Annotated in this window: 14 protein-coding genes; 2 read left to right on the top strand and 12 right to left on the bottom strand. The window is 67.9% G+C overall.

All coding sequences use genetic code 11. From position 1 onward, the window contains the following. Positions 1-2 precede the first annotated feature (2 nt). The 4 genes from fdxA to RS84_RS17720 are packed head-to-tail and all read right to left on the bottom strand — an operon-like array spanning position 3 to position 1,773. A complete protein-coding gene (gene fdxA, locus RS84_RS17705; protein WP_045259029.1) occupies positions 3-323 on the bottom strand; it encodes a ferredoxin in 321 nt (106 codons plus the stop codon). A gap of 9 nt (positions 324-332) precedes the next feature. Then, a complete protein-coding gene (locus RS84_RS17710; RefSeq protein ID WP_045259030.1) occupies positions 333-737 on the bottom strand; it encodes a hypothetical protein in 405 nt (134 codons plus the stop codon). Between the two features lie 35 nt (positions 738-772). Beyond that, positions 773-1,087, bottom strand: a complete 315-nt coding sequence (locus RS84_RS17715; RefSeq protein WP_045259031.1) for an AzlD domain-containing protein — start codon at positions 1,085-1,087, stop codon at positions 773-775. Continuing rightward, positions 1,084-1,773 carry an AzlC family ABC transporter permease gene (locus tag RS84_RS17720; protein WP_045259032.1) on the bottom strand — a complete coding sequence of 230 codons (690 nt, stop codon included), beginning with the start codon at positions 1,771-1,773 and terminating at the stop codon, positions 1,084-1,086. The genes RS84_RS17715 and RS84_RS17720 overlap by 4 nt, the downstream gene beginning before the upstream one ends. A gap of 92 nt (positions 1,774-1,865) precedes the next feature. Here RS84_RS17720 and RS84_RS17725 point away from each other — a divergent pair, with 92 nt between their 5' ends. Then, positions 1,866-2,414 (top strand): helix-turn-helix domain-containing protein, encoded by a 549-nt coding sequence (locus RS84_RS17725; RefSeq protein ID WP_045259033.1) that lies wholly within the window; start codon positions 1,866-1,868, stop codon positions 2,412-2,414. A 31-nt stretch (positions 2,415-2,445) separates the two neighbouring features. Here RS84_RS17725 and RS84_RS17730 read toward each other — a convergent pair whose 3' ends face one another. Together RS84_RS17730 and typA are read right to left on the bottom strand one after the other, a co-directional pair. Beyond that, positions 2,446-3,336: a phospholipase gene (locus RS84_RS17730; RefSeq protein ID WP_052676432.1), complete on the bottom strand. Its 891-nt coding sequence runs from the start codon at positions 3,334-3,336 to the stop codon at positions 2,446-2,448. A gap of 215 nt (positions 3,337-3,551) precedes the next feature. After that, positions 3,552-5,465, bottom strand: a complete 1,914-nt coding sequence (gene typA / locus RS84_RS17735; RefSeq protein ID WP_045259034.1) for a translational GTPase TypA — start codon at positions 5,463-5,465, stop codon at positions 3,552-3,554. 102 nt (positions 5,466-5,567) lie between these two features. Here typA and RS84_RS17740 point away from each other — a divergent pair, with 102 nt between their 5' ends. Further along, complete coding sequence (locus tag RS84_RS17740; RefSeq protein ID WP_045259035.1) at positions 5,568-6,368, top strand: CPBP family intramembrane glutamic endopeptidase; 801 nt, start codon at positions 5,568-5,570, stop codon at positions 6,366-6,368. A gap of 6 nt (positions 6,369-6,374) precedes the next feature. On the opposite strand, the gene RS84_RS17745 is transcribed toward RS84_RS17740, so the two are convergent. From RS84_RS17745 to gcvP, 6 genes are all read right to left on the bottom strand, one after another. Then, positions 6,375-6,935 carry a PH domain-containing protein gene (locus RS84_RS17745; RefSeq protein ID WP_082062250.1) on the bottom strand — a complete coding sequence of 187 codons (561 nt, stop codon included), beginning with the start codon at positions 6,933-6,935 and terminating at the stop codon, positions 6,375-6,377. Between the two features lie 2 nt (positions 6,936-6,937). After that, positions 6,938-8,689: an ABC transporter ATP-binding protein gene (locus RS84_RS17750; protein WP_045259036.1), complete on the bottom strand. Its 1,752-nt coding sequence runs from the start codon at positions 8,687-8,689 to the stop codon at positions 6,938-6,940. Next, positions 8,686-9,639 (bottom strand): ABC transporter permease, encoded by a 954-nt coding sequence (locus RS84_RS17755; protein ID WP_045259037.1) that lies wholly within the window; start codon positions 9,637-9,639, stop codon positions 8,686-8,688. Before RS84_RS17755 ends, RS84_RS17750 begins: the two co-directional genes overlap by 4 nt. Beyond that, on the bottom strand, positions 9,629-10,558 hold the full coding sequence (locus RS84_RS17760; RefSeq protein WP_045259038.1) for an ABC transporter permease: 930 nt from the start codon (positions 10,556-10,558) through the stop codon (positions 9,629-9,631). The genes RS84_RS17755 and RS84_RS17760 overlap by 11 nt, the downstream gene beginning before the upstream one ends. A gap of 79 nt (positions 10,559-10,637) precedes the next feature. After that, a complete protein-coding gene (locus RS84_RS17765; RefSeq protein WP_045259039.1) occupies positions 10,638-12,281 on the bottom strand; it encodes a peptide ABC transporter substrate-binding protein in 1,644 nt (547 codons plus the stop codon). 231 nt (positions 12,282-12,512) lie between these two features. Continuing rightward, positions 12,513-15,335, bottom strand: a complete 2,823-nt coding sequence (gcvP, locus tag RS84_RS17770) for an aminomethyl-transferring glycine dehydrogenase (protein ID WP_045259316.1) — start codon at positions 15,333-15,335, stop codon at positions 12,513-12,515. Between the last annotated feature and the right edge of the window lie 19 nt (positions 15,336-15,354).

Here is a 15,354-nt window from a genome sequence, read left to right on the forward strand (position 1 = left end):
GATCACTCGCCCTGGGGCGGGAGGGCGGCGATGATGGGGTGGTCGTGGGCGATCACACCGGTCTTGGCGGCGCCACCGGGAGAGCCGATCTCGTCGAAGAACTCGACATTCGCCTTGTAGTAGTCCGCCCACTCCTCGGGCAGATCATCTTCGTAGTAGATCGCCTCGACAGGACACACCGGCTCGCACGCACCACAGTCCACGCACTCATCCGGATGGATGTACAACGAACGCTCCCCCTCGTAGATGCAGTCAACGGGGCACTCGTCGATGCAGGCACGATCCTTCACATCGACGCACGGAAGGGCGATCACATACGTCACGGTCTCAGTCTACGCGCGAGAATCGGTCGGGGCTGCCTCCGCGACAGCCTCGGTGCGCGCCGGAAGCCTCCTGATCGAGGGCCAGGCGACCGCGAGGATCACGAGCCCCGCCACGAGGTAGATCCAGATCTGGCCCATGGCCGTGTTCTCGACGACCACGGATCCCCCCGGTCCCACGCCCGAGATGATGAGCAGCATCCCGACCATGCCCGCACCGGCCGCGATCGTCGCGGCGCGGTCATGGGTCAGGGATCGGATCGCGATGAGGATGGCTCCGCACGCGATCGTTCCCACGATGATGCCGACCGGTATCGGTCCCCACATCAGACTGTGCGCGATGGTCCCGGCGACGCCGAAGACGCCGCCGACGACAGCCGCGGCCAGCCAGGAAAGCACTCTCGAAACCCACGTCACCCCACGATCCTATTCGCGCGGGCTATGCGGTCCGCTCAGGAGGCGAGGCCGGCCAACCGCAACAGCGCGGCGACAGCGGCCGCCGCGACCACGACGACGAGGAACGACTGCCGCATCCACAGCAGACCCGCCGCGACGAGGAGCGCGGGAACCCGAGCATCGACGACGACCGCCTGTCCCGAGCCGAGGGTCTGCACGGCGACGAGAGCCGCGAGCAGGGCGACGGTGAGAAGATCCGAGATCCGGGCCGCACGGGGCTCCTCCAGCACCTTCGCGGGCACGAGGTATCCCGCAGCCTTCAGCGCCAGGCAGATCGTCGCCGCGAGCACGACGGCACCCCAGAGAGTCATGCGGTCGCTCCTTCCCGTGCGCCGAGCCAGTTGAACCAGCCCACGACGATCGCGACGAGCGCCGCGACCAGTACCGGGAGCCCCGGCATCAGCAAGGGCGTGAGGGAGGCTGCGACCACGGCTGCGGCGGCTCCGACCGCGATCGCCCGCCGCTGCTTGAGGCGGGGCCAGAGCAGGGCGAGGAACGCGGCTGCGGCCGCGGCATCCAGCCCCCACGTCTTCGGGTCGCCGAGCACATCGCCGACCAGCGCGCCGATCAGAGTCGTGACGTTCCACCCGAGGAAGATCCCGATCCCCGTGCCCCAGAACCCCACCCGCCGCAGGCGTGGCTCGCTCTGCGAGATCGCGACCGCCGTCGACTCGTCGATCGTGAAGTGCGCAGCGGCGGCGCGGCGGGGCACGCCGCCACCGACGATCGGCGACATCCGCATGCCGTAGGCGATGTTGCGCACACCGAGGAGCGCAGCGGAGGCGATCGCCGACGGGAGCGCCGCAACTCCCCCGGCCGCGAACACGCCGACGAAGGCGAACTGCGACCCGCCCGTGAACATCAGCAGACTCAACACGCATGCCTGCCACACGTCGAGGCCGGCCGCGACCGCGAGCGCGCCGAAAGAGATGCCGTAGGCGCTCGTCGCGAGAACGACGCCGAGCGCTTCGCGCCACACCTCGCGTTCAGCGGACATGAGTGGCCGTTCGATCTGGTGAACGCATGACTATGATTCTGAACAGTGCCCACCGAATAGTCAAGCGAACGATCGTTTGACAAGATGAACGCATGGAGGATCTCCGCACCCGCATCGCCCGCACCATCCGCCGCGAGCGCGAGGCCGCCGCGCTTTCGGTCTCGGAGCTGGCCCGCAGGGCGGGCGTGTCCAAGGCGACGGTCTCGCAGCTCGAGAGCGGACAGGTCGGCCCCAGCGTCGAGACCCTGTGGGCTCTCGGCGTCGCGCTCGGCGTTCCCTTCGCCGATCTCGTGGACCAGCAGCCGAACGCTCCGACCCTCATCCGCGCCGAAGATCGGGCCCGCGTGCCGTCATCCGCTGCTGCGTACAGCGCCACCCTGCTCTCGGCCACCCCGCCGGGGGCGCGCCGGGACATCTACCTCATCCAGGCAGAGCCCGGCGATGCGCGCCGATCTGACCCGCATCACCCGGGGACGATCGAGCACGTCATCCTCAGCGCAGGCCAGGCGCTTGTAGGCCCGGCGGACGCGCCGGTGCTGCTGAACCCGGGCGACTATCTGACCTATCCCGGCGATGAGCCGCACGTCTTCGACGCGACGACGCCGGGCACCAGCGCCGTGCTCATCTCAGAGCTGCGCTGATGCCCGGCGTCGGGGCGAAGGCGAAAGTCAATCAGTACCAGTTCGTCGCCTGCGAGTGCCCCCAGGCGCTGCACGGCGTGCCGTACACGGAGGAGATGTAGCCCAGGCCCCAGGCGATCTGAGTCGCGGCGTTCGTGGCCCAGTCGCTTCCGGACGACGCCATCTTGCTGCCGGGCAGCGCCTGCGGGATCCCGGTGGCCCCGGAGGGATTGTAGGCCTGGTAGTTCCAGCTGGACTCCTTGTTCCACAGCGAGTTCAGGCACTGGAACTGGTCGTCTCCCCACCCGTACTGGCTCGCGGCCATGTCACGGGCGGCTGCCCGCGCTCCGTCGGGGGTGTTCACAGCGGCGAGAGCTGCCGCGGCGGCTGCCGCCTGCGCTGCGGCCTGCTCGGCCGCGGCCTTCGCCGCATCATCGGCCGCCTTCTTCTCCTGAGCGGCGGTGAGGGCGGCCTGCAGGGTCGCGGTCTGCTCTACGACCTCGGCGGTCTCCTTCTCGGCATCCGCAGTCAGCACGGTCAGGAGCATCCCCGGCATCACGGCTCGCTCGTCCAGGGCGTTGATGTCGTGGTGCAGCTCGCCCGTGTCGATCGCCGTCGCGGAATCGCCGAGGTCGAGACCGGAGAGCACGACCTGTGCGTTCAGATCGATCGCCGCATCGACTGCTGCATGCGCCGCGACCAGGCTCGTGGATGCCTCGTCCGCGACCTTGGCCAGCGGCTCGGGTCCGGCCAGCTGGGCGACAGCCTGGACCGCGTTCTCGCTGCCGGCCGCCGGCGACGAGACGACGCCGACCGTGAGCGTGATGCCGAGCAGAGCGGCGCCCGCGGCGGCGAAGATGAGGACCGGCCGGCGGCCGGTGACGTCGGAGCGGGCGGATGCCGCGGCGGAGGCGCGCCGGAGCGCACGGGTGTTCTGGAGCATGATGATGAGTTCGACTTTCGGGTCGTCGTTCGCGCCCTCGCAGGAGACTCATCGGGAAGTCATCCCGGGCACAAGTCATCGAGTCTGAAGCAGCGACCTGAACGAAAAATCTGCGTCACCTGGATGAATCATGAGAAAAGGGCCCTGCATCCGCCGATTCGGCGAGTGCAGGGCCCTTTCGTGGAGGTGCTGCTGGGCAACCTCTCAGAGTGTTGTCAGGCGTTCGCGTCCTGGCGCTTCAGGCGAGAGGCCTCGCGTCCGCGAACGGTCTGGTCGAGGATCACCTTGCGGATGCGGACCTTCTCCGGCGTCACCTCGACGCATTCGTCGTCGCGTGCGAACTCCAGGCTCTCCTCGAGCGTCAGCAGACGCGGAGGCGTCATCGACTCGAAGTTGTCGGCCGTGGAGGAGCGCATGTTGGTGAGCTTCTTCTCCTTGGTGATGTTCACGTCCATGTCGTCGGCGCGCGAGTTCTCGCCGATCACCATGCCCTCGTAGACCTCTTCGGTCGGCTGCACGAAGAACGACATGCGCTCCTGCAGGGCGATCATCGCGAACGGCGTCACGACGCCCTGGCGGTCGGCGACGATGGAGCCGTTCTGACGCGTCGTGATCTGGCCCGCCCAGGGCTCGTATCCGTGCGAGATCGCGTTCGCGATGCCGGTGCCGCGGGTCGTGGTGAGGAATTCGCTGCGGAAGCCGATGAGCCCGCGCGAGGGGACGATGAACTCCATGCGCACCCAGCCGGTGCCGTGGTTCGTCATGTTCTCCATGCGGCCCTTGCGGTTCGCGAGCAGCTGCGTGATCGCGCCGAGGTGCTCCTCAGGCGTGTCGATGGTGAGGTGCTCGAACGGCTCGTACGTCTTGCCGTCGATCTTCTTCGTGACCACCTGCGGCTTGCCGACCGTGAGCTCGAAGCCCTCACGGCGCATGTTCTCGACGAGGATGGCGAGCGCGAGCTCACCGCGACCCTGGACCTCCCAGGCGTCGGGGCGGCCGATGTCGACGACCTTGAGCGAGACGTTGCCGATGAGCTCTCGGTCGAGGCGGTCCTTGACCATGCGAGCCGTGAGCTTGTGCCCCTTGACCTTCCCCATGAGAGGCGAGGTGTTGGTGCCGATCGTCATCGAGATGGCCGGGTCGTCGACCGTGATCGCCGGGAGGGGACGGATGTCCTCCGGATCGGCGATGGTCTCGCCGATCGTGATGTTCTCGAAGCCCGCGATGGCGACGATGTCGCCGGGGCCTGCCTCCTCGGCGGGGTAGCGCTCGAGGGCGCGGGTCTTCAGCAGCTCGGTGATACGCGCGTTGGCGGTGGTGCCGTCAGCGCGCACCCAGGCCACGGTCTGGCCCTTCTTGAGCGTGCCGTTGAAGACGCGCAGCAGCGCGAGGCGGCCGAGGAAGGGGCTGGAGTCGAGGTTCGTGACCCACGCCTGCAGCGGAGCCTCGTCGTCGTACGACGGGGCCGGGACGTGCTCGAGGATGGCCTCGAACAGCGGCTCGAGGTCGTCGTTGTCGGGCAGCGAGCCATCGGCGGGGCGATTGCGCGAAGCAGCGCCAGCGCGACCGGAGGCGTAGACCACCGGCACGTCGAGCAGTGCGTCGACGTCGAGGTCGGGCACGTCGTCGACCAGGTCGGACGCGAGCCCGAGCAGCAGATCGTGCGCCTCCTCCTCGACCTCGGCGATGCGCGCATCGGGCCGGTCGGTCTTGTTCACCAGGAGGATGACGGGCAGCTTGGCCTCGAGGGCCTTGCGCAGCACGAAGCGCGTCTGCGGGAGCGGACCCTCGCTCGCGTCGACCAGCAGCACCACACCGTCGACCATGGACAGGCCGCGCTCGACCTCACCGCCGAAGTCGGCGTGACCGGGGGTGTCGATCACGTTGATCGTGATCTCCTTGCCGCCGGCGTGCTCGCCCTTGTACGTGATCGCCGTGTTCTTGGCGAGGATCGTGATGCCCTTCTCGCGCTCCAGGTCGTTGGAGTCCATGGCGCGCTCCTCGACGTGAGCGTGCTCGCCGAACGAGCCGGTCTGACGGAGCATCGCGTCGACGAGAGTGGTCTTGCCGTGGTCGACGTGAGCGACGATTGCGACGTTGCGGAGGTCTGAACGGAGGGCGTGCGCCATGCAGGAATCCTAAGAAGGTGGTGGGAGAAGCCGGGAACCCGACGTTCCAGGATACCGTATGCGCACAGCGGATACCTGAGCACCCGTCGTACGATCGGGGCTGTGATCTCCACTGCCCCGGTTCCCGAGCGAGCGAAGCGCGTCGCCGGACGCTCCCGCATCCGATGGGAGATCGCGATCGTGCTCGCTCTGGGTCTCGGTCAGTCGGCGGTGTACGCGATCGTGCAGCTCGCCTACCGGCTCACCGACACCACTCCCCTGGCCGATCAGACTGCGACGCTCAATCCCTCGCGCAGCGACCGTGAGATCTTCGACCTGATCTATCAGGTGCTGTCGATCGGCTTCTCGCTCGTGCCGGTGCTTCTGGTGTGTTTCCTGCTGTGGCAGGCGTCGCGACCTCATCTGGGGCGGCTCGGTCTCGACGGCAGCACGATCGGCATGGATGCCGGGCGCGGCATCCTCCTCGTGCTGGCCATCGGCATCCCGGGCCTCGGCCTCTATCTCGTCGGCCGTGCTCTGGGGCTCTTCGTCGCAGTCAACCCCGGCGGCCTGGACGCCTTCTGGTGGACCGTGCCCGTGCTGCTGCTCTCGGCCGCACGCGCGGCGATCCAGGAGGAGTTCGTCGTCCTCGGCTATCTGTTCGCCCGGCTGCGCGAACTCGGATGGGGCCCGTGGACGATCATCCTCACCACCTCCGCGCTGCGCGCCAGCTACCACCTGTACCAGGGACCGGGCGCTTTCATCGGGAACTTCGCCATGGGGCTGCTGTTCGGCTGGCTGTTCCAGCGCTCGGGGCGGCTGCTGCCGTTCCTCGTCGCCCACTTCCTGATCGACGCGACGGTCTTCGTCGGCTACCCGTGGGCGGCCGCGACGTGGCCCGCCCTGTTCGGGCTCCCCGGCTGATCCGGCTCAGGCGTTCGCGATCAGGATCGCGGCGACCGCCCAGACGACGATGACGCCCAGCGCGATGAGGGCGGGCCAGTCCCACGAGCGGGTGATCGGAGCATCCGCCGTCTCGGGAGCAGCCTCCCACCGTTCCTCGATCTCGGCGAGCGAGCGGACACCTGCGGGCTCACTCGCATCGCCGACACGTCCCGGTCGACGCATCGGACCCGCTTTCGCGGGACCTCCGTAGCAGGAGAGCTTCCTGCCGTCGTCGAGCAGGAAGACAAGCTGCCAGCGAAGCTCGATCGAACGCACGCGCTTCCATCCGAAGGAGGTCCGTCGCAGCAGGTTCTGCACGGTCGCGCCCTCATCGTCGATGCGCACGCTCGAGACGTAGGCGTTCTCGTACACGATCCACAGGGCGAGCAGGATCCAGGGTGCGAGAAGGAGCATCCGCCCCCACCCTGCCCTCGCGACCGCGTCGCCCAGCAGGAAGAGCGCCAGCAGCACCGCGATCCCGATCGCGAACAGCCCGGAGGGCGCACGGAATGTCCGTGCGCCCTCCGGTCGACCGTCGCCGCCCACTCTCAGTGGCCGCCCAGTGTGATCGAGGCGCCGGGGATGGCCTGCAGGAGCCGCTCGGTGTACTCCTCCTGCGGGTTGGCGAAGATGTCGTCGACGGTGCCCTGCTCGACCACTCGGCCCTTCTCCATGACGCACACGTGGTCTGCGATCACGCGGACGACCGCGAGGTCATGCGTGATGAACAGGTACGTGAGCCCGAGCTCGGACTGCAGCTCGGCCAGCAGATTCAGCACCTGCGCCTGCACCAGCACGTCCAGAGCCGACACCGCCTCGTCGAGCACCACGATCTCGGGCTTCAGCGCCAGTGCGCGCGCGATCGCGACACGCTGACGCTGTCCGCCGGAGAGCTCGTTCGGGTAGCGGTCGGCGACGCTCGCCGGCAGTGCCACCTGGTCGAGCACCTCGAGCACGCGTGCTCGCCGGGAGGCGGAGTCGCCCACGCCGTGCACCCGGAGAGGCTCCGCGACCGTGTTTCCGATGTTGTGCAGCGGATCCAGAGAGCCGTACGGATCCTGGAACACGGGCTGCATCTGGCGACGCAGGGCCTGCAGCTTCGGACGCGACAGCTCGTCGGTGTCCTGCCCGTTCACGAGGATCTTGCCGGACGTCTTCTTCTCGAGCCGCAGCAGCATCTTGGCCGCCGTCGACTTGCCGGAGCCCGACTCGCCGACGATCGCCATCGTCGAGCCCTTGGGAACCTGGAACGACATCTTGTCGACGGCCGTGAAGTCGGTCGAGCGGAAGCCGTTGCCTCGGAGCTTGTACACCTTCGTGACATCGCGGAACTCGATCACCGGGGCGGCGTCTTCCGTCGCCTCCAGGTGAGCGATGCTCGCGAGGTCGACCGTGCCGGTCGACTCCGCCAGTGCGTCGGCCAGAGGGTCTGTGCCTCCCGTCGCCGCCGCCTGGATGCGCTTCGAGGCGAGGCTCGGGGCCGCGGAGACGAGGCGCTGCGTGTACGGGTGCTGCGGGTTCTGCAGGATCTCGAGGGCGGGTCCCGACTCGACGATGCGCCCGCGGTGCATCACCACGAGGTTCTCCGCCCGCTCCGCGGCGAGGCCGAGGTCGTGGGTGATGAACAGCACCGCGGTGTTGCGCTCGGCGGTCAGGGTCTCGAGGTGGTCGAGGATCCTCTTCTGCACGGTGACGTCGAGTGCGCTGGTCGGCTCGTCGGCGATCAGCAGCTTCGGATCGGACGAGAGCCCGATGCCGATCAGAACGCGCTGGCGCATGCCACCGGAGAACTCGTGCGGGAACTGACGAAGACGCTTGTCGGCGTCTGCGAGCCCCGCCTCCTGCAGCACCTGGATCGCGCGCTTGCGCGCCTCCCTGCGCCCCTGAGCCTGTCCGTTGGCGAGGATCGTCTCCTCGACCTGGAAGCCGATCCGGTGCACCGGGTTGAGGCTGTTCATCGGGTCCTGGGGAACCAGGCCGATGAGCTTGCCGCGCACGTCCTCGATCTGCGGACGGGTGAGCTTCGTGAGGTCTCGCCCCTCGAACTTCACCGCACCGCCGGTGATCTGACCGCTGCCGGGCAGCAGGTTGATGATCGCATGCGCGGTCGTCGACTTGCCGGAGCCGGACTCGCCGACGATCGCCATGGTCTCGCCGGGGTAGATGTCGAAGCTGATGCCGCGGACGGCCGGGACGAACCCGTCCTGGGTGCGGAATGCCACTTCGAGGTTCTCCACGGAGAGCAGCGGAACGCCGGGATCCGTGCGGCCGAGGCCTTCGTGAGTGTCGGGAATGCTCATCGCAGCGCCCTCGCCTTCGGGTCGAGCGCGTCGCGCACCGTCTCGCCGAGCATGATGAACGACAGGACGGTGAGGGACAGCGCGATGGACGGCCAGATGAGTGGCATCGGGTCGGTGCGCAGACGGTTCTGCGCCTGCGCGATGTCATTGCCCCACGAGATGAACTCGGGCGGCAGGCCGACACCGAGGAACGACAGCGTCGCCTCCGCGGTGATCGCCGCGGCGAGTCCCACGGTCGAGAGCACGATCACCGGAGCGATCGAGTTCGGCATCACGTGCGTGAACATGGTGCGCACGCGCGACACGCCGAGCGCCTCGGACGCCATGACGTAGTCGGCCGAGCGCACGCGGAGGATCTCCGCACGCAGGATGCGCGCAGTCGCCGGCCATCCGAAGAAGCCGATCGCGAGCGACACCACGAGGATGTTCCTGTCGTTCAGGAACACCGACATGATGACCACGGCCGCGAGCACGTAGGGGATCGCGAAGAACATGTCGCCGATGCGCATGAGCAGCGAGTCGATCCAACCTCCGAAGAAGCCGGCGAACGCGCCGATCACGATGCCCATCACCGCGATGATGATCGTCACGATGATGCCGACCGACAGCGAGGTGCTGGTTCCGTGCACGACGCGCGAGTACACGTCGCAGCCCTGGAAGTTGTAGCCGAACGGGTGCCCTGGTGCCGGTCCGTCGTTCGAGTTGTTCAGATCGCATGCGAACGGGTCGAGCGGCGCGAACATGCTCGGGAACAGCGCCACGATGATCAGGAACACCACGAACACGCCGGCGATCCAGAACATCCAGCGGCCACGGAGGTCGCGCCAGGCGTCCAGCCACAGGTTGCTCTTGCGCTCTGCGACGCGGACGGCATCGACGGCGCCGAGACCGCCCTCGTCGACCTCGGCCACATAGTGCGCCATACGGCGGATGGGAGTCTTATCGGACATAGCGGATCCTCGGGTCGAGCACGCCGTAGAGCAGGTCGATGACCAGGTTGACCATGACGTAGATGACGACGAGCACCGTGACGATCGAGACGATCTCCGGGCCGTCGTGCTGGTTGATGGCCTTGAACAGCTCGTTTCCGATGCCGGGGACGTTGAAGACGCCCTCGGTGACCGTCGCGCCGACGATCAGGATTCCGAAGTCCGCAGCCAGGTTCGTGGTGACGGGGATCATCGAGTTGCGCAGCACGTGCACGGGGATGACCCGCGACGTCGGCAGTCCCTTGCCGTACGCCATGCGCACGAAGTCCTGCTGGCGGGTCTCGATGACCGAGCCGCGCGTGAGGCGCACGACGTAGGCGAAGTTCAACGCCGCCAGCACGATCGCCGGCAGCATGAGATCCGCCCAGGGCGCCCCTCTGCCGACGGTCGCACGGAACAGCCCCAGCTCGAGAGCGAGGAAGTACTGCGCGATGAAGGCGAGCACGAAGACGGGCATGGAGATGAGCACGAGGCTCAGGAGCATCGACGCATAGTCGAAGACGCTGTTCTTGCGCAGACCGGCGATGAGTCCGACGACGACGCCGAATACGAGCTGGATGACGATCGCCAGCAGAGCGAGTCGGAGAGTCGTCGGGAACTTGGCGACGAGGATCTCGTTGACGCTCTGACCGCGGAAGGTCGTGCCCAGGTTGCCCTGGAACAGGTCGCCGAGATAGATGAGGTAGCGCGTGAAGAACGGCTGGTCCAGGTGGAACTTCGCCTGCAGCGCGGCGTACTGGGCATCGGTCGGCGTCTTGTCGCCGAACAGGGCCAGGATCGGGTCGCCGGGGAGCAGGAAGACCATCGAGTAGATCAGGAAGGTCGCACCGAGGAAGACGGGGATCGCCTGGAGCAGGCGACGAATGATGTAGGCAGTCATTGCGTATTACCGAACTGCGCCGTGCGGGGCGCCGCTTTCGCGACGCCCCGCACGGCGGTGTCAGATCAGGACCTGAGTCTTACTCGGCCTTGGTGATCTGGTAGATGATCGGCCAGCTGTCCCAGCCGTACTCGACGTTGTCGACCGCGGTCGAGTAGCCGGCGTTGGTGGAGCGGTACCACAGCGGGAGGACGGGCAGGTCCTGGAACAGGACCTCCTGCGCCTGCTCGAAGTACTTGTTGCCCTCTTCGACCGTGGGAGCCGTCGCGCCCTTCTGCACGAGCTCGTCGTACTTGGGGTTCGAGTAGTCGCCGTCGTTGGAGCCGGCACCGGTGATGAACAGCGCACCCAGGATGTTGTACGCACCCGGGTAGTCGAACTGCCAGCCCGAACGCGTTGCGGCGTTCAGGGTGCGGTTCTTGATCTCGGCGCGCAGCGTCGCCAGGTCGGGGAAGGACTGACCGGCAGCGTCGATGCCCAGCGTGTTCTTGATCTGGTTCGAGACCGCGTCGACCCACGGCTGGTGTCCGCCATCGGCGTTGTACGCGATGGTGAACGTGCCGCTCCACGGCGAGATGGCGTCGGCCTGAGCCCACAGCTCCTTCGCCTTGTCGGCGTCGGCGTGCGTGACCTCGGAGCCCTTGATCTTGTCGTTCCAGCCTGCGATCACCGGGGAGGTGTAGTCGACGGCCGGGGTGCGGGTGCCCTCGAAGATCACGTCGGTGACCTGGTCGCGGTCGATCGCGTAGGAGATCGCCTGACGACGCAGGTTGCCCTCTTCGTCGTTGCCGAAGTGAGCCAGACGCGCGGGGATGGTCAGACCCTCCCAGATGGCGGCGGGCTGGTCGACGGCGCGGTCGCCCAGGTCGTCCTTGTACGTGGCCAGCGCGGACGGCGGGACGCCGGGGTTGATCACGTCGAGGTTGTCGGAGAGCAGGTCGGCGTAGGCCGCGTCTGCGGTGCCGTAGACGACCAGGTCGACGCCGCCGTTCTGCGGCTTGCGCGGACCGTCGTACTTGTCGTTCGGGACGAGGGAGATGACAGCGTCGTGCTCCCACTTGTCGAGCTTGTACGGGCCGTTGCCGACGGGGTTCTGGCCGAAGGCGTCAGGGTCGTCGAAGAACGACTCGGGAAGCGGCGCGAACACCTGGTAGCCGAGAGTCGTCGGGAAGTCCGATTGAGGAGCCGCGAGCTCGACCGTGAAGGTCGTGTCGTCGACGACGTCGAGAGACAGCGAGTCCTCGACGACAGCGGGGTTGTCCGGGTCGTCACCGCCGTCGTTGTAGCCGGCGAAGTTCGAGAACCACCACTGGTTCTCGTATGCCGGGTCGGCGGCTGCGTACTGCCACGCCTTCACGAACGACTCGGCGGTGAGCGGCGTGCCGTCGCTGAACTCCTGGTCCTTCTTGATCTTGATGGTCCAGGTCTGGTTGTCGTCGGACTCGATGGACTCGGCCAGCTCGTTCGCGACCTTGCCGTCTGCTTCGTAATAGACGAGCCCGGCGAAGATGTTCTGCAGAACCAGGCCGCCGCCGACCTCGTTGGTGACTGCGGGCAGAAGGGGGTTCTGGGGCTCGTTGCTCTGAACGGTGACGATGCCGGTCGATGCGCCGGTCTCTTCGCCGCCGTTGCCGGCGTCGCCGCCGGCCGAGCAGCCGGCAAGTGCCATGACACCTGCGGCGAGCAGGGCGGTGCCCGCGAGGGCGATCCTGTTGCGTTTCACGTGCGTCCTCCTGTGGACAATGCGGGTACTGCACGAGCGTCATCGGTCGCGCAGGGATAATCGAGACTAACCCGAGGTCTCGCATACGCCGCATTCCGTGAATCAACCGTTACTGAGTTGCGATCAACCGGACACACGGCCGACACACGGTGTCATGTCGCGAAACGACGACGGCGCCGCGTGCATCGCTCGGGATGCGCGCGGCGCCGTCGGGGCCGGATCCTCAGCGGTTCAGGCGAACGCCTCGATGGGAGGGCAGGCGCAGACGAGGTTGCGGTCGCCATAGGCCTGATCGATGCGGCGCACCGGAGGCCAGTACTTGCCCGCCACGAGGGCGTGGACCGGATAGGCCGCCTCCTCGCGGGTGTACGCGTGCGTCCACTCCCCCGAGATCAGCGACACCGCGGTGTGCGGCGCATGGACCAGCGGATTGTCGTCTGCCGGCCAGCGACCGCTGGCTGTGGCATCCGCCTCGGCCTTGATCATGATCATCGCCTCGATGAAGCGCTCGATCTCGCCGAGGTCCTCGGACTCGGTCGGCTCGACCATGAGCGTGCCCGCGACCGGGAACGACATCGTCGGGGCGTGGAAGCCGTAGTCGATGAGCCGCTTGGCGACGTCGTCGACGGTGATGCCGGTGGCCTCCTTGAGCGGGCGCAGGTCGAGGATGCACTCGTGCGCGACGCGCCCGTTCTCGCCGGTGTACAGAACGGGGAAGTGCTCGCCGAGGCGCGCCGCGATGTAGTTGGCCGAGAGCACCGCAGCCGCGGTCGCCTCGCGAAGCCCGTCGGCCCCCATCATGCGCACATACGCCCAGGAGATCGGCAGGACTCCGGCCGATCCGTAGGGGGCTGCCGAGACCGGGCCGCCCTCGAACACGAAGCCGCCCGCGTGCTCGGCCCGCTGCGCCAGCGGGTGCGAGGGCAGGAACGGCGCGAGATGCGACTTCGCCGCCACCGGGCCCACCCCGGGCCCGCCGCCGCCGTGCGGGATCGCGAACGTCTTGTGCAGGTTGAGGTGCGAGACGTCGCCCCCGAGATCGCCGAAGCGCGCGTACCCGAGCAGGGCGTTGAGGTTCGCGCCGTCGACGTACACCTGGCCCCCGGCCTCGTGCACCGCCGCCGTGATCTCGACCACGTCGTGCTCGTACACGCCGTGCGTGGACGGGTAGGTGATCATGAGAGCTGCGAGGTCGTCGGCGTGCTGCGCGATCTTGGCTCGGAGGTCATCGAGGTCGACGTTGCCGAGCTCGTCGGTCGCGACCACGACCACCTTCATGCCGGCGAGCACTGCGGATGCCGCGTTGGTGCCGTGAGCGGATGACGGGATGAGGCACACCGTGCGGTGCGCGTCGCCGTTCGCGTGGTGGTAGCCGCGGATCGCGAGGAGTCCCGCGAGTTCGCCCTGCGAGCCGGCGTTCGGCTGCAGCGACACCGCGTCGTAGCCGGTGACCTCGGCGAGCCAGCCCTCGAGCTGTGTGATGAGATCGAGGTAGCCGGCGACGTCGGAGGCCGGGGCGAACGGGTGGATGCCGGCGAACTCGGGCCACGTGATGGCCGCCATCTCGGTCGCGGCGTTGAGCTTCATCGTGCAGGACCCGAGCGGGATCATGCCGCGGTCGAGCGCGTAGTCGCGATCGGCCAGGCTCTTCAGGTACCGCATCATCGCCGTCTCGCTGCGGTGCGCGTGGAAGACAGGGTGGGTGAGGTATTCGTCCTGTCGCAGCAGCGACTCGGGCAGGGCGCCCTGCGATCCGGTGCCGAAGAACCCGAATGCCCGCTCCTGCTTGCCTCCGAAGACCATGGCGACCTGGTGCAGCTCGCTGACTGTGGTCGTCTCGTCGACCGAGATGCCGATCGTGTCGGCATCCGCCACGTGCAGCAGAATGCCGTAGCCGTGGTGCGCCTGCTCCGCGAACTCGGCCGCGCGACCGGGCACCCGGACCTGGACCGTGTCGAAGAACGCATCGTGGACGATCTCGGCACCGGTGTCGGCGAGCCAGTCGCGCAGCAGCGCGGCCTTCGCCGCGGTCTCGGCGGCGATCGAGCGCAGGCCGTCGGGGCCATGGTAGACCGCGTACATCGACGCCATCACGGCGAGGAGCACCTGCGCGGTGCAGATGTTCGAGGTCGCCTTCTCCCGTCGGATGTGCTGCTCGCGCGTCTGCAGCGAGAGGCGGTAGGCGGGCTTGCCGTCGGCATCCACCGACACGCCTACGAGGCGACCCGGCAGCTGACGCTCGAGGCCGGCGCGCACCGCCATGTAGCCGGCGTGCGGTCCGCCGAATCCCATCGGCACGCCGAACCGCTGGGTGGTGCCCACGGCGACATCGGCGCCGAGCGAACCCGGCGAGGCGATGAGCGTGAGGGCGAGTAGGTCTGCCGCGACGACGGCCAGGCCGCCGGCCACGTGAGCCGCGTCGATGACTGCGGATGGGTCCCAGACCCGGCCGGACGCGCCGGGGTACTGCACGAAGACGCCGAACAGCTCGGCGGGCAGCTCCTCCCCTGCGGCGAAGTCGACCGTGACGAGCTCGATGCCGACCGCATCCGCTCTGGCCGCGAGCAGGGCCTTCGTCTGCGGCAGGGCGTCGGCGTCGACCGCGAACACGTTCGACGCCGTCTTCGCGGCCCGCCGGGCGAGCAGCATGCCCTCGACGACGGCCGTCGATTCGTCGAGCATCGAGGCGTTCGCCGTGGTGAGCCCGGTGAGCTCCGCGACCATCGTCTGGAAGTTGATGAGCGCCTCGAGGCGCCCCTGCGAGATCTCGGGCTGATACGGCGTGTACGCCGTGTACCAGGACGGGTTCTCGAGCACGTTGCGCTGGATCACCTGCGGGGTGATCGTGCCGTAGTATCCGAGGCCGATCATCGGCCGGTTCACGGTGTTGCGCGACGCCAGCGCGCGCAGCTCGGCGAGAGCCTCGGTCTCGCTCGCGGCACGAGGGATCGTGCTGTCCGCTGTGGCCTCGGTGTAGATGGAAGCCGGCACCGCCTGGCGCATCAGCTGCTCGACGGGTGCGTCGGTGTCCGCGACGCCGAGCGCATCGAGCATGATGCGCTGGGCGGATGCC

The sequence above is a fragment of the Microbacterium hydrocarbonoxydans genome (assembly GCF_000956475.1).
Classification (GTDB): Bacteria; Actinomycetota; Actinomycetes; order Actinomycetales; family Microbacteriaceae; genus Microbacterium; species Microbacterium hydrocarbonoxydans_A.

Coding starts and splice junctions, on each gene's coding strand:
- RS84_RS17715 (WP_045259031.1), bottom strand. CDS start 1,087: ATGACTCTCTGGGGTGCCGTCGTGCTCGCGGCGACGATCTGCCTGGCG.
- RS84_RS17720 (WP_045259032.1), bottom strand. CDS start 1,773: ATGTCCGCTGAACGCGAGGTGTGGCGCGAAGCGCTCGGCGTCGTTCTC.
- RS84_RS17725 (WP_045259033.1), top strand. CDS start 1,866: ATGGAGGATCTCCGCACCCGCATCGCCCGCACCATCCGCCGCGAGCGC.
- RS84_RS17730 (WP_052676432.1), bottom strand. CDS start 3,336: ATGCTCCAGAACACCCGTGCGCTCCGGCGCGCCTCCGCCGCGGCATCC.
- typA (WP_045259034.1), bottom strand. CDS start 5,465: ATGGCGCACGCCCTCCGTTCAGACCTCCGCAACGTCGCAATCGTCGCT.
- RS84_RS17750 (WP_045259036.1), bottom strand. CDS start 8,689: ATGAGCATTCCCGACACTCACGAAGGCCTCGGCCGCACGGATCCCGGC.
- RS84_RS17755 (WP_045259037.1), bottom strand. CDS start 9,639: ATGTCCGATAAGACTCCCATCCGCCGTATGGCGCACTATGTGGCCGAG.
- RS84_RS17760 (WP_045259038.1), bottom strand. CDS start 10,558: ATGACTGCCTACATCATTCGTCGCCTGCTCCAGGCGATCCCCGTCTTC.
- gcvP (WP_045259316.1), bottom strand. CDS start 15,335: ATGCTCGATGCGCTCGGCGTCGCGGACACCGACGCACCCGTCGAGCAG.